The 13,416-nt window shown below is 65.3% G+C and carries 9 protein-coding genes; 4 read left to right on the top strand and 5 right to left on the bottom strand.

Annotated features, from left to right (window positions below; genetic code table 11):
* Positions 1-127: 127 nt before the first annotated feature.
* Complete coding sequence (locus OKC29_RS01340; RefSeq protein ID WP_073350052.1) at positions 128-2,062, top strand: amidohydrolase; 1,935 nt, start codon at positions 128-130, stop codon at positions 2,060-2,062.
* 42 nt (positions 2,063-2,104) lie between these two features.
* On the opposite strand, the gene OKC29_RS01335 is transcribed toward OKC29_RS01340, so the two are convergent.
* On the bottom strand, positions 2,105-3,232 hold the full coding sequence (locus OKC29_RS01335; RefSeq protein WP_073350050.1) for an HPP family protein: 1,128 nt from the start codon (positions 3,230-3,232) through the stop codon (positions 2,105-2,107).
* 286 nt (positions 3,233-3,518) lie between these two features.
* On the opposite strand from OKC29_RS01335, the gene OKC29_RS01330 reads away from it, so the two are divergent.
* Entirely contained in the window at positions 3,519-4,640 is a 1,122-nt protein-coding gene (locus OKC29_RS01330; protein ID WP_073350048.1) for a glycosyltransferase family 9 protein, read from the top strand.
* Between the two features lie 88 nt (positions 4,641-4,728).
* Here OKC29_RS01330 and metE read toward each other — a convergent pair whose 3' ends face one another.
* A complete protein-coding gene (metE, locus tag OKC29_RS01325) occupies positions 4,729-6,993 on the bottom strand; it encodes a 5-methyltetrahydropteroyltriglutamate--homocysteine S-methyltransferase (RefSeq protein ID WP_162275673.1) in 2,265 nt (754 codons plus the stop codon).
* A 182-nt stretch (positions 6,994-7,175) separates the two neighbouring features.
* Here metE and OKC29_RS01320 point away from each other — a divergent pair, with 182 nt between their 5' ends.
* Entirely contained in the window at positions 7,176-8,096 is a 921-nt protein-coding gene (locus OKC29_RS01320; RefSeq protein ID WP_073350044.1) for a LysR substrate-binding domain-containing protein, read from the top strand.
* 151 nt (positions 8,097-8,247) lie between these two features.
* Here OKC29_RS01320 and OKC29_RS01315 read toward each other — a convergent pair whose 3' ends face one another.
* The 3 genes from OKC29_RS01315 to OKC29_RS01305 all read right to left on the bottom strand — a co-directional run bounded on the left by OKC29_RS01315 (position 8,248) and on the right by OKC29_RS01305 (position 12,455).
* The gene (locus OKC29_RS01315; protein WP_073350042.1) at positions 8,248-9,039 is read right to left on the bottom strand and encodes a siderophore ferric iron reductase; all 792 of its coding nucleotides are present in this window, start codon (positions 9,037-9,039) and stop codon (positions 8,248-8,250) included.
* A 38-nt stretch (positions 9,040-9,077) separates the two neighbouring features.
* Positions 9,078-11,222 (bottom strand): TonB-dependent siderophore receptor, encoded by a 2,145-nt coding sequence (locus tag OKC29_RS01310; protein ID WP_073350040.1) that lies wholly within the window; start codon positions 11,220-11,222, stop codon positions 9,078-9,080.
* A gap of 255 nt (positions 11,223-11,477) precedes the next feature.
* The gene (locus OKC29_RS01305) at positions 11,478-12,455 is read right to left on the bottom strand and encodes an AraC family transcriptional regulator (RefSeq protein ID WP_073352429.1); all 978 of its coding nucleotides are present in this window, start codon (positions 12,453-12,455) and stop codon (positions 11,478-11,480) included.
* A gap of 198 nt (positions 12,456-12,653) precedes the next feature.
* On the opposite strand from OKC29_RS01305, the gene OKC29_RS01300 reads away from it, so the two are divergent.
* Positions 12,654-13,394, top strand: coding sequence for an SDR family oxidoreductase (locus OKC29_RS01300; RefSeq protein WP_073350038.1), 741 nt, complete (start codon positions 12,654-12,656; stop codon positions 13,392-13,394).
* The last annotated feature ends 22 nt before the right edge of the window (positions 13,395-13,416 follow it).

Below are 13,416 nucleotides of genomic sequence, written 5' to 3'. Positions count from 1 at the left end.
TGATGAGACAGACTCAACACAAGTCAAAAAAAAATGCAGCAATCGCTGGCATTTTCCGGCGCAGCTGCAATAAACAACTGTGCTCATATTTGCAGTAATCACTGCAATCATACAAGGAGAGCACGCAATGGATGGCAAACAACACAACCACCGCCGGGGGCTGGTCTCCCTGCTGATGACAGTCCTGCTCGGCGGCTGCCAGCAGGACAACCGCTCGCAGGAACCGACCAGCACCCTCTACTTCAACGGCAAGATTTACACCCAGGACGGCCAGCGCAGCCTGGCCGAGGCCATGGTGGTCGAGGATGGCAAGTTCCGCTACGTCGGCTCGCGCCAGGGGGCCGAACCCTTCATGACCAACGCCACCCGCCAGGTGGATCTGCAGGGGCGCATGGTGCTGCCGGGGCTGCACGACAACCACATCCACCTGCTCGGCACCGTGGCCCTGCCCATGTGCGATCTGGATGGTCAGGCCGTCGATCTCGATCAGCTGGCCGCCAAGGTCAAGGCGTGTCTGCCCCGCTACGCCGGGCAGCCGGGCGAGTGGCTGGTGGTCAATCAGTGGTCCCCTTACGACGGCAATACCCCGACCGCGAACCATGCCACCCTGCTGGCCGCCCTGGATGCCGTGGCGCCGGACAATCCGGTGGTGCTGCTCGGGGCGGACGGTCACGCCAGTGCCTACAACTCGCAGGCGCTGGCCAGCGCCGAAGATCAGGATGGCAATCAGGTGGGCTTCAACCCCGCCACATTGGCGCCGGGCGGGGTATTCGAGCGGTTCATCCCCTATGTGGACTTGACCAGCGGCGTCATCCGGGAGGGGGCCCGCAGCGCCATCCCGGTGCCGGACAGCGGGGTGCTGAGCGCGAGCGATGAGCGGGCCGCCGCCCAGTACGAGCAGATCCTGCCGGCCATCGCCACCCTGATGGCCTCGCGCGGCATCACCGGCGTGCAGGATGCCTGCGCCACCGACTTCATCCGCCAGCGCCTGCTCAGCATGCAGGCACGGGGGCTGCTGCAGATGCGCATCACCGCCACCACCTGCTTTCACGAGGATGACTACAGCGGCAAGCTGGACATCGAAGGGCACCTGGCCAAGTCCACTCAGGTCAGAAGCGCCTTTGCCGGCAACCCGCTGATCAAGGCCGATGCGGTCAAGATCTTCCTCGACGGAGTGCTGGAAGGTGATCCCTTCACCGCACCGCCTTTCCTGCCCAACGCCGGCATGCTGGAGAACTACCAGAATCCCCATCTGGCGCTGGATCCGGACAGCGGCCGGGTCACCATCACCGCCGACAGCGAAGACGCCGGCAGCAACGGCATCGTCAACTACCGGGAGGCGGATCTGAAGCGCTACGTCACCGCGCTGGACGGGGCGGATTTTGGCATCCACATGCACAGCATCGGTGATCGCAGCACCCGGGTCGGGCTCGATGCGCTGGCAGCCGCCCGCGCCAGCAACGGCGATCGGGGCATCCCCCACACCCTGGCCCACCTGCAGGTGGTGCACCCTGACGATCAGCGCCGCCTCGGCGAGCTCGGCCTCTACCTCACCTTCACCTATGCCTGGACCACGCCCCAGCTCGCCTACGACATGCTGGTCACCCCCTTCATCCAGCCAACCAGGGCCGGCCAGTCCCTGAGCGAGGCGCTCTACGATCCGCTGGGCTATCTGCAGCAGGCCCTCTATCCGGTCGAGAGCAGCCGCAAGGCGGGCGCCATTCTGGTGGCGGGCAGCGACGCGCCGGTCGACAGCCGGGATCCCCGCCCGTTTGAAAACATGGCCGCCGGCATCATGCGAGCAGCCGGCAGCGACGATACATTTCGCGCCAGCCAGCGCATCTCGCTGGCCGAGATGCTGGCCGCCTACACCATCAACGGCGCCAGGGCGGTGCGCCAGGGGGAGATCACCGGCTCCATCGAGGCGGGCAAATCCGCCGACTTCATCGTGCTCGACCGGGATCTGTTCGCCCTGGTCGAGGCCGGCACGCCGGAGCAGATTGCCGACACCCGGGTCGAGCAGACCGTGTTTCAGGGCAACACCATCTACCCGGCCCCCTGAGCCAAGACGCAGACAACAAAAAGGCCCCTCGCGGGGCCTTTTTTATGGACTGACCGGCGCGCCGGTTTCACCCTGCGCCGGGTGCAGCGCCAGGTTGAACAGCGCCGCCACCATGTCCGACTGGGTCAGGATCCCCACCAGTTGCTCGCCATCTACCACCGGCATGTGGTGCAGGCCGCCATCGGAGAAGGCCCCCACCAGATCGTAGAGCGGTTGATAGCGGCGGGCGGTCGACACGTTGCGGGTCATCAGGTCCGCGACCCGCAGCTCGGCCAGATCCGCGGCGCCTCGCGGCTGTTGCAGCGCCCGGTCGATCATCAGGTCGTGCAGGGTGATGATGCCGGTCAGCCGGCCGGCCTCGTCCACCACCGGCAGCGCCTTGACCTGATGGTGGGAGAGCAGTTGCCAGGCCGCCATGGCCGGCTGCTGCGCCGCTATCAGGATCAGATCCCGCGACATCACGTCCTGCACCCGCACCGTGCCCACCCTGGCCCGCAGGGCGTGCAGCTGGGCCTCCTGCAGCAGCGCCTGCAGATCCTGGCGGCTGATGTCGAGCAGCTCGCCGTGCTTTTCCAGCGCAAAGTCGATGTCCGCCGCCTGGGTGGCCACCCGCTCGCTCGGCTGGGGATCGGCGGTCTGATGGCGATTGGGCTGGGCCTGACCGCTGTTGGGATAACGGCGCCCCAGCAGCCGGTTGTAGCAGAGCGCCAGTAGCAGCAACAGCAGCGAATTGAGCAGCACTGGCAGCAGCACATAGCCGACTCCGAGCTGGCGGATCCCCTCGCCGCCGATGACCGCGGTCAAGGCCACGGCGCCACCGGGCGGATGCAGGCTGCGGGTGAGAAACATGGCGGCGATGGCCAACATCACGGCAAGGGCCGCAGCCAGCGCCGGATCCGCCACCAGGCTGGCACTCAGCACCCCCATCAGCGCCGAGACCCCGTTGCCCACCACGATGGACCAGGGCTGGGCCAGCGGGCTGGCAGGCGCGGCAAACAGCAGCACGGCGGAGGCCCCCATGGGGGCGATCAGCCAATGGACCTCAAGCCCCAGCCCCCACCGACACAAGAGGGCGGTACCCAGCAGCCCGACGAAGGCGCCCAGGGCGCCGTAACAACTCTCTTTGATACTGGTATTGGTGGATACCGGAAAAAAATCCCTGAACTGCATGGGGCTCCTGCACGGATAACATTTATTTCAAATGCGCAATTTTAACGGTATCCCCTCGCCCAATACCACAGCCAGATGCAGCCAAGCCCCTCTTAATTTGGTAATGACCGGCCTCATGGGAGTCACACCACCATCCCTCTGCTCCCCGCGCTCGCCAAGAAACTGTGATGCAGCAACAAATTCTTACAAAAAAGCTGCTGACGGCCCCCTTTCCCCCTTCTCTTAACACGCCCTTAAGAATCGCAGTGTCATCTTGAGCTCATCTTCATGCACGGAGCCACTACTTATGAGCACCATCAGAGATGCCCTTCGCCGCTTCGACGGCCAGCGCCGCTGCTGGACCGCCGGGCTGGAGCGGGCCGCCCTCGCCTGGCTCGCGCGTCAAGGCCGACTGCCGGCAAGCAGCCAGCCTCCACGGCGGATCCTGGTCATTCGCAGTACCTGCCGTATCGGCAACAACCTGTTTCTGCTGCCCTTTTTGCAAAAGGTGCGCAGCGCCCATCCCCACGCAGAGATAGAGCTGGTGTGCAGCGGCGGCCAGCTGCTCCCCTTCCTGGCCGATCTGCAACTGCAGCGCATTCATCCGGTCAAGCTGCAGGGCAAGCGGCTGCTGGCCTCCCTGTCGGTGCTGTGGCGGCTGCGCCGTCAGCACTACGATCGGGTCTACGTACCCTTTGCCTCCAGCACCGATCACCTGATCGCCGGCTGGGTGAAGGCGCGCGAGAAGCTGGGCTTTGATGATGCCAAGGGCGACGCCCTGTTCCCCCAGCCCCTCACCCCCAACCAGCACTGCCATTACGCCCACCAGCCGCTGCAACTGCTCGGCATGCACGGCCATCTCGCCGATCAGATTGAGCTCGGCAGCTTGCTGCACAGCGCCAGCCCACGGCTGCTGGCACTCAGGCATGACTACCCGGCGCGGCCGCTCATCGGCTTTTTCACCGGGGCCCGCAAGGGCAAGGGGCTCTCTCTGCCCCAGTGGCAACGCCTGCTCGGGGATCTGCGCCGCCACTATCCCAGCGCCCTGTTGATCCAGCTCGAGGATCCCGCCGACCCCCAGCCCCGGCTCGGCGACGTGCAGGTCTCCCTGTCCAGCCTGAGCGAGCTGGCCCGCTTTGCCGGTGGCCTCTCCCTCTTCGTCAGCGGCGACACCGGACCGCTGCACCTGGCCGCCGCCAGCGGCGTGCCCTGCCTCGGTCTCTTTACCCAGACCGATCCCGCCCGCTACGGCTGCCTCGGCGCCCAGCACCTCAATCTGGTGATCGGTGATCGCAATGCCATCCCCCTCGATCACCACTGGCTGGCCGAGGCGCTGGCAAGGGAACCCCAGCCGCAGCAACTGCCGAGCGCCCCTTCGCCCGTCCCGAGCCCGGGGCTTGCCAGCGGCGCCTTTGTCATCACCCTCTGAGAGGGCTACAAGCGCACAAAAAAGAGGGAAGGCTCGCGCCTTCCCTCGTTCGTTATGCCCGTACTCTCTTGTTGTTTGCTGATGCTCTTCAGGCCAGCTCGGCGCGCAGCGCCTTGGTGGCATCGACCATCACCTTGAGGGCCGCCTCGGTCTCTTCCCAGCCGCGGGTCTTGAGGCCGCAATCCGGGTTCACCCAGAGCCGGTCTGCCGGGATCTGCTTGGCCGCCTTGCGCAGCAGGCCTTCAATCCAGCTCTGGCTCGGCACGTTCGGCGAGTGGATGTCGTAGACGCCCGGGCCGATTTCGTTGGGGTAGTTGAAGCGCTCGAACGCTTCGAGCAGCTGCATCTGGCTGCGGCTGGTCTCGATGGTGATCACGTCCGCATCCAGCGCCGCCACCGCCTCGATGATGAGGTTGAAGTCGCTATAGCACATGTGGGTGTGGATCTGGGTGCTGTCCGCCACCGGGCTTGCGCTCAGGCGGAAGGCGCGCACCGCCCAGTCGAGATAGGCCTGGTGATCCTGCTTGCGCAGGGGCAGTCCTTCGCGGATCGCCGGCTCGTCGATCTGGATGATCTTGATGCCGGCGGCTTCGAGATCTGCCACCTCGTCACGAATGGCGAGGCCAATCTGCAGGGCGGACTGCTCGCGGCTCACGTCTTCACGCGGGAAGGACCAGCAGAGAATGGTCACGGGGCCGGTCAGCATGCCCTTCACCGGCTTGTCGGTCAGGCTCTGGGCAAACTTCGTCCACTCAAGGGTCATGGGGGTCGGACGGTCGATGTCACGGGTAATCACCGGCGGCTTGACGCAGCGGGAGCCATAGCTCTGTACCCAGCCAAAGCGGGTGATGGCAAAGCCGTCCAGCAGCTCCCCGAAATACTCCACCATGTCGTTACGCTCGGCTTCGCCGTGCACCAGCACGTCCAGCCCGATGGCCTCCTGGCGCTCAATCGCATCCTTGATCTGGGCCTGAATGCCCGCCTCGTAGGCCTGGTCGTCGATGCGACCGGCCCGCCAATCCTGGCGCAGCACCCGAATTTCCGAGGTCTGCGGGAAGGAGCCGATGGTGGTGGTCGGCAACAGCGGCAGCTTGAGATCCGAGCGCTGTGCATCGGCCCGCACCGGGTAGGCGCTGTGGCGATCGAAGTCGCTGTTGGTCAGGCTGGCGAGCCGTGACTGCACCGCCTTCTTGTGCACCCGGCTGTCGGACTCCCGATCCACGATAGGCTGGCTGTAGGCAGTGATCTTGTCCAGCTCCCCGCCATTGAGATGGTCAGCCAGCAGCCCCAGCTCGTAGCATTTTTGCAGGGCAAAGGCGAACCAGCTGCGGGTCTGGGCATCCAGCTCCAGTTCGAGGGTCAAGTCCACCGGGCTGTGCAGCAAGGAGCAGGAGGAGCCTACCCAGAGCCGCTCGCCGAGCTTGGCCTTCAGTGCTTTTAGAGTCGGTACCAGCTTGGCCAGGTTGGCACGCCAGACGTTGCGACCGTTGATGACCCCGGCCGAGATGACCCACTGGGCCGGCAGGTGCGGGACTAGCGTCTCCAGCTGCTCGGGGGCCGCCACCAGATCCAGGTGCAGGCCGTCCACCTTCAGGCTGGTAATGATATCGCTCTGATGGGCCACGGACCCGAAGTAGGTAGTGAGCAGCAGCTTGCAGGGGCCGGCCAGACGCTCATAGGCGTTGAGGTAGGCCAGGCGCCACTCGTCCGGCAAGTCCAGCGCCAGCGCCGGCTCGTCGATCTGCACCCACTCCACCCCCTGGGCGGCCAGTTTCGCCAGGATCTCCTGATAGACGATGAGCAGGCGATCGAGCAGTTCGAGGCGGGAGAAGCCGCTCTCTTTCTCCTTGCCGAGCCAGAGGTAGGAGACAGGGCCCAGCAGCACCGCCTTGACCGGTAGCCCCAGCGCCTTGGCCTCTTCCACTTCGTCAAACAGCTGGCTCCAACCCAGTTTGAAACGCTGGTCACGGCTGAACTCGGGCACCAGGTAGTGGTAGTTGGTGTTGAACCACTTGGTCATCTCGGCGGCGGCCGCAGCCGGGCCGGTCGGCGCACGGCCACGGGCGACCCGGAACAGGGTATCGAGATCGGTGTCGCCATGACGGTGGCGGGCGGGGATGGCATCCACCAGCAGGCTGGTGCCGAGCACCTGATCGTACCAGGCGAAGTCACCCACCGGCAGCAGGGTCACACCGGCCTGTTGCTGGGCCTGCCAGTGACGCTCACGCAGGCTCTTGCCGGTGGCGATGAGTTCGGCCTGGCTGGTCTCGCCGCGCCAGTAGGATTCGAGGGCAAATTTCAGCTCGCGCTTGGCGCCGATACGGGGAAAGCCCAGGGTGTGTGCGCAGGTCATAGGTTCCATTCCTTATGCTCATTCATCTGATGGTGAACTGGATGATTTAGCCATCCAGATGTTTACACATCCAAAATGACAAGATAAGGTGGCGTTGGCTATTGAATCCTTTTCAACTGGCTCTCAAGAAATTCTCAAGGCGGGCAACAAGCCGCCGCCCAGGCACAACAAGGAGGGATACCATGGCGGTGTCAAGCAACCCGGGGATCGACATCAAGCACCTGAAAACGGTGAGCGCGCTGGCCGAGCAGGGCTCGCTGGCCGGTGCGGCGCTGACCCTCAACCTCACCCAGTCCGCCCTCTCCCACCAGCTCAAGGAGCTGGAGACCCGCCTCAACCTGGAGCTCTATCTGCGCAAGAGCCGCCCGCTGGTGCTGACCGCGGCCGGCAACCAGCTGCTGGGGCTGGCCCGCCAGGTACTGCCGGCCCTGGCACAGACCGAGAAACAGCTGCAGGCCCTGCACAGCGGTGAGGCCGGTCGCCTTCACCTGGCGCTCGATTGCCACAGTTGCATCCAGTGGCTGCTGCCGCTGTTGCCCGATTTTCGCCGCCAGTGGCCGGGGGTGGATCTGGAGGTGGAGTCGGTGCCGGGCTTTGATGCCATCAGCGCCCTGCTCGGCGGCCAGCTCGACTTGCTGCTCACCTCGGACGTGCAGGCCCGCGGCGATCTCCACTTCGAGCCGCTGTTCGCCTTCGAGCTGGTGCTGGTGATGGCGCCGGATCACCCCCTCTGTGGCCAGCAGACCATCAAGCCTGAGGATCTGCGCCCCGAGGTGCTGCTGGTCTACCCGGTGGAGCGGGCGCGGATGGACGTGTTCAGCCGCTTCCTGCAACCGGCCGGCATCGAGCCCGCCCGCTGCAAGCCGGTGGACAACACCTCAGTGATGCTGCAGATGGCCGCCGCCGGCCTTGGCGTCGCCGCCCTGCCGCGCTGGGCCTGCGAGGAGTTTGTGCGGCAGGGCTTGCTCGAAGCCAGGCCGCTGGGGGTCGGAGTCCGCCGTCATATGTACGGCGCGGTGCGGGCCGCCGACCGGGATCAAGCCTGTCTGCAGAGCCTGTTTGAGCGCATTCGCAGCAAGATGGGCGACGTAAGAGCGCAGTAATCTGCAGGAGCAAGGACGCTGCGCCGACAAGGATCAGTTGTAGCTGTGGACGGCAGAGCCTGCTTGAGCGCATTCGTATCAAGATAGGCGACGTAAAAGCGCAGTAAAAAGCCGCCTGAGGGCGGCTTGTCATCACGCAGGGCTTCTCTGTTCAAGCACCCTCTTCACAGCTCGCCGCCCCCCGCCGCCGCGGGCAGTTGGCACAGAGCTCACCATCGCGGCGCTTGTAGTGCAAGCAGCAGCGCTGGCGCACATAACCGATCAAGCCGGCCGCTGGCTGCCAGCCCGTCAGATGTTCGGCCGGCAGACCACAGGCGGCAAGCCAGTGCGGCGCATGGGCCGCCACCTCGGCGGGGCTTATCTCGTCAAAGAACGCGGGCACCCGCACCAGCGCCGCCAGCAGATCGTCCTCCAAGAGCGGCCGCACGAAGCCGGGTCGCAGCCGCTGCACCTGCCCCAGCGCTGCGAACAGCGCCTGCCAATGGGCCTGCAGCCGCTCGCCCGCCGCCTTGATCAAGAGCTCCAGCTCCCCCTTGATCATCGGCTCGGCCGGCAAAGTAAAACCCGATACCAGCCCATCCTGATAGCCCTGGCCCAGCCTCTCCAGCGCCGGCACGGCCCGCAGTCGATAGACGGCCACCATGGCCAGATAGATGGATTGCCAGCAGAGCATGCCCCAGCTGCGGGTGAGCCAGTAGGCGGGGCCCGCCTCCGGATGGGCCAGCCGCCAATGCTCGTGCAGCGCGGCCGCCACCTCGGCCGGCGTGGCCTGCTTGGTCGCCGTCAACAGCGCCGCAGCCTCGCCGGCAGCCACCAGCCGACCCTTGAGGGATGGGATAAGCCCGGCGGCGGCCGCGAACAGGGCGCCGTGATCCGCCAGCGCCTGCAGATCCGGCTCGCGCCATGCGCCCGGGCTGCGGGCATGACGGCCGGCGCCGCTCATGGGGTGAGAGAGTCCCGGGCGCGGCCCGGGACGCAGGGTCAGAATACGTATTTGAGTCGCGCCTCCACGCTGCGCTCTGCCCCGAACCAGCAGTTGTTCTGGTCGTAGCAGGAGTAGTAGGTCTTGTTTAACAGGTTGCTGGCGCTGAGTGACACCGCCACCCCTTGCAGACGCTGGCTGAGCTGGGCCAGATCGTAGGAGGCGGCCATGTCCATCAGCAGGTAATCCGGCACTGTGTCGGTATTGGCGGCATCAAGCTGGGCTTCCCCCACATAACGCAGGCCAGCCCCCAGGCGCGCCCCTGCCAGCGGGCCGGCCGGCAGGTAGTTGCTCCACAGCGAAGCCATTTGTTTCGGCACCCAGACCGGGGTCTTGCCCTGCAGGCTGGTGGTGTCGCGGGTGATCTCCATATCCTGACGGGTATAGCTCAGCGCCAGATCCCAGCGGCTGGTGAGGTCGACGCGCCCCTCCAGCTCGACCCCCTTGGAGACCATCTCGCCGGTCTGCAGCTTGGGCCCGTAGACATTGTCCGGATCCGTCACCAGGGCATTTTGCTTGGTGATGTGGAAGACCGAAGCGGTAAAGGTCTTGCTCATGTCCTCGGAGAGGAACTTGAGCCCCCCCTCCCACTGCCGGCCGGTGGCCGGTTTGAACGCCTGGCCCTGCTTGTCCGCTCCCGCCACCGGTTCGAAACTCTCGGCATAGCTAACATAGGGCGAGAGGCCGTGATCCAGCTCGTAGAGGGCACCGAGGCGCAGCGAGAGGTTGTCCTGATCAATCTGGGCCAGGGTGTTGCTCGCCGCCGCCTGATAGAGGGTCTGGCTGTCAGTGTCCATCCGGTAGCGGTCGTAGCGGGCGCCGCCGATGGCCACCAGCCGATCGAGGCGCACCTGATCCTGGAGATAGAGGCCGCTTTGGTACTGGCGGATGGTTCGGTTGTCCTGATAGTTGAAGCTGAGGGCCGCCGGCACTATCTGCTGGTGATTCGGGTTGAAGATGTCGATGGCCGGGGCGGCATAGTCGAGGGTATCCCGGTAGAGAATGCGCGCATCCAGATACTGGTAATCGACCCCCAGCAGCAGGTTGTGCTGCGCCTTGCCGGTCTGCACCTTGCCCGCCAGCTGGTTGTCGATGACAAAGCCGCGAGAGTCTTCATCGGTCAGGTAGGCGTTGCGGGCCAGGGTGCGGTGGTCGGCCGCCAGCGCCGCGTTGTAGGTGTTCTGCTGGTTGGCCGACGCATCCATGTAGCGGGCGTTTTGCAGCAGCTGCCAGTTGGCGTTGAAGTCGTGGCTCAGCTTGTAGCCGAGCAGGGTTACCTCCCGGCTGTAGTGGTTCCAGTTTTCATCGCCAAGGAAGGTATCGCTGCCCAGCTGGCCCAGCGGGTTGGACTTGACCGAGCCGCTGGCCGGCACCGTGGTGTAGATGCCGGCTTGCGGGTCTTTCTGGTAATAGAGGTTGAGGTTTAGCAGGGTGCGGTCACTCAACTGCCAGTCGAGAGAGGGCGCCAGCACGTAGCGCTCCTCCTCTGAGGTCACCGCCTGGCCCTCTTTCTGGCGAGCCAGCCCCACCAGCCGATAGGCAAACTGATCGTTGAGGGCGCCGGTGCTGTCGAGGGTCAGCTCCTTGAGGGTGCCCGTCCCGCTCGCCACGCTGACGCTGTGCCTGCTCTCCCGCTGGGGGCGCTTGGCGATGAGGTTGACCATGCCGCCGGGTGGCATGCTGCCGTAGAGCACGGAGGTGGGCCCCTTGAACACTTCCAGCTGCTCGATGGCCACCGGATCGATCTGGGGCTGCAGGTTCCAGTCGTTGTACTGCAGCAGCAGGCCGTCGTAGAAGTTCTGGTAGTTGTCAAAGCCGCGAATGTTGAACAGATCCAGCCGGTTGACCGCCCCGCCCCGCAGCTCGGTGTTGACGCCAGGCACGTAGCGCAGCGCCTCGCTCACCGAGCTGACGCCGCGCTGTTCCAGGGTGTCCCCCTCCACCACCGAGATGGCCTGGGGCGTCTCCAGGGGGTCGAGCCGGGTCTTGGTCGCGGTGTTGCGATAGGTCTCGCCGAGCACGGTCAGGGTCTCGTCGGCCCGGGTCTGTGTCGGGCGATCGGCAACGGCTGCCTGCACAGGGCCAGCCAACAGGGCGGAGATAGTCGCGGCGACCAGGGTCAAGGGGGGGTGAGTGGCGTACATCTGATCCTCGAATGCAATGAGTGAATAGTAACAAATCTCATTTGCATTTTATTGGGTCATTTTGCCCTTGAATTAACAATTTGGGGCATGTTGGCGCGAAAGAGGGAGAAAATGCGGCCACTCTGGCCCCATCCGGCAACCTCAACTGACGGCAGCAACGCAGGCGATGTCGAATGGATAGCAAAGCCTGGCGCAGCAAATAAGGGAAAGAGAGATAGCAGTGCCCGGCATCCGCCGGGCAAGGGAATAGCCCTGTCAGAGAGGCGCGACGGGCAGCCAGTACTCCATGCGGGCATCCGGCTGGTTGCCGTCAAAATCGGGGGCGTAACGCTCCAGCTCGAAACCGTCCACCCCGCGATAACCGGAGCTCGGCAGCCAGTGCAGGATAAACCAGTTGAGGGTCTGCCCCAGCTGGCTGACCGGGCCCACGTGGCTTAGCACCGCGTAGGTCTGGGCCGGCACCGGGAGGCGCGCCAGACCGGCGGGCAAGCTGGCCCCCTCCTCCATCACGCTGCCCGCCCAGTAGGGGAGCGACTCGCCGGCACCAGAAACATCCACCACCCCCACCCGCTCCTGCCCGGGTAGCAAACCGCCCGCTGTGCGCAGGGCGCGCCAGATGGCGGGCACCGTCTGCTGAAAGTCGGGGGCGGCGGCAAACAGCCCGCGGATCTGCCCCTTCACCCCTTGCAGGATAAAGCCCGGCTGGCTCTCGATCCGCACCTGTACCAGCCTGGCAGGCATGGGTTGCAGCAGCGCGGCCCGCACCAGGGGGGTACGCAGCCCCAGCCGCAGACCCCGCTTGCGATAGGCCAGCGGCGAGCAGCCGAACTGCTGCTTGAAGGCGCGGCTGAAGCTCACCTCGGAGCCAAAACCGTAACAGAGCGCCAGATCCAGCACCCGCTGGCGACCAGACAGCAGCGCTTCTGCCGCCTGGCTCAGCTTGAGCTCGCGCACATAGTGGGCCACCGTCAGCCCCGTCTCATGGAGGAACACCCGCTGCAGCTGCCAGCGCGACCAGCAGCTCTGCTCCGCCAGCTCGGCCAGCGCCAGCGGCTGATCCAGGTTGGCGTGGATGTAGTCGAGCACCCGCTCGATGCGGGTCAGCTGGCTGTGCGGTTGGGGCACGGCGCCCGGAATGGGGGACAAGATGGTCATGACGAGATCGGATCTGGGCTGTCGGCAAGGCGCTGCGCGCAAGGGCCCCATTAAACATGGCCGCGACCTTGGCGGCAAGCGCTGGCCGCTGCGCTCACCCTGCCCCCCTTTGCCCAGGGCGTTGCCCGCCCCTTCGCGCCGGCGCGTCAAGCCAGCTTGGCAGACTGTCACAAAAGTGACGCGTTACCCTGTCAGATTGTTTGAAAACAAATATATCAATTACCTCAAAAAGCCCATAAAGTCCTCGTTCGAATCTTTTACGCAGGGAGAGCCAAGATGAAGAAAGTTGCCTTGATCACCGGAGCCCGTGGCGGCATCGGATCCGCCATCACCACCGCCTTGCTGGCCCAGGGGTATCGCATCATCGCCACCCACTCCAGCCCCAACGGGGCGGCGGCGCACGGCTGGTACGGGGAGCAGGGTTTCCGGCCGGATCAGGTACGGCTGCTGGCGCTGGACGTCGCCGACACCGCCATGTGCCGCGACACTCTGGGCCGATTGCTGCAGGATGAAGGGCGGGTGGACGTGCTGGTCAACAATGCCGGCATCACCCGGGACGGGGCCTTCAAGCGGATGACCCCGGAGCAGTGGTTCGAGGTGATCCACACCAACCTGTGCAGCCTCTACAACGTGACCCAGCCGCTGTTCGATGCCATGTGCGAGCAGCGCGATGCCCGCATCATCAACATCTCCTCGGTCAATGGCCAGAAGGGGCAGTTCGGCCAGGTCAACTACTCGGCGGCCAAGGCGGGCATGCTGGGCTTCACCAAGGCGCTGGCGGCGGAAGGAGCCCGCTTCGGGGTGACGGTCAACGCCATCGCCCCCGGCTACACCGCCACCCCCATGGTGGAGGCGATCCGCACCGACATCCTCGACAGCATCAAGGCCGACATCCCCATGCGCCGGCTGGCCAAGCCCGAAGAGATCGCCGCCGCCGTGGTGTTTCTTGCCAGCGAGGCGGGTGCCTATATCACCGGCGAGACCCTGGCCATCAACGGCGGCCTCTACATGAAGTGAGGCCGGGCCTGGTCTCACCGGC

This window comes from Aeromonas sp. QDB34 (assembly GCF_027705405.1).
GTDB classification, from domain to species: domain Bacteria; phylum Pseudomonadota; class Gammaproteobacteria; order Enterobacterales; family Aeromonadaceae; genus Aeromonas; species Aeromonas hydrophila.
The sequence above is the reverse complement of the archived record's forward strand: the minus strand, read 5'-3'. Positions and strand labels throughout refer to the sequence as shown.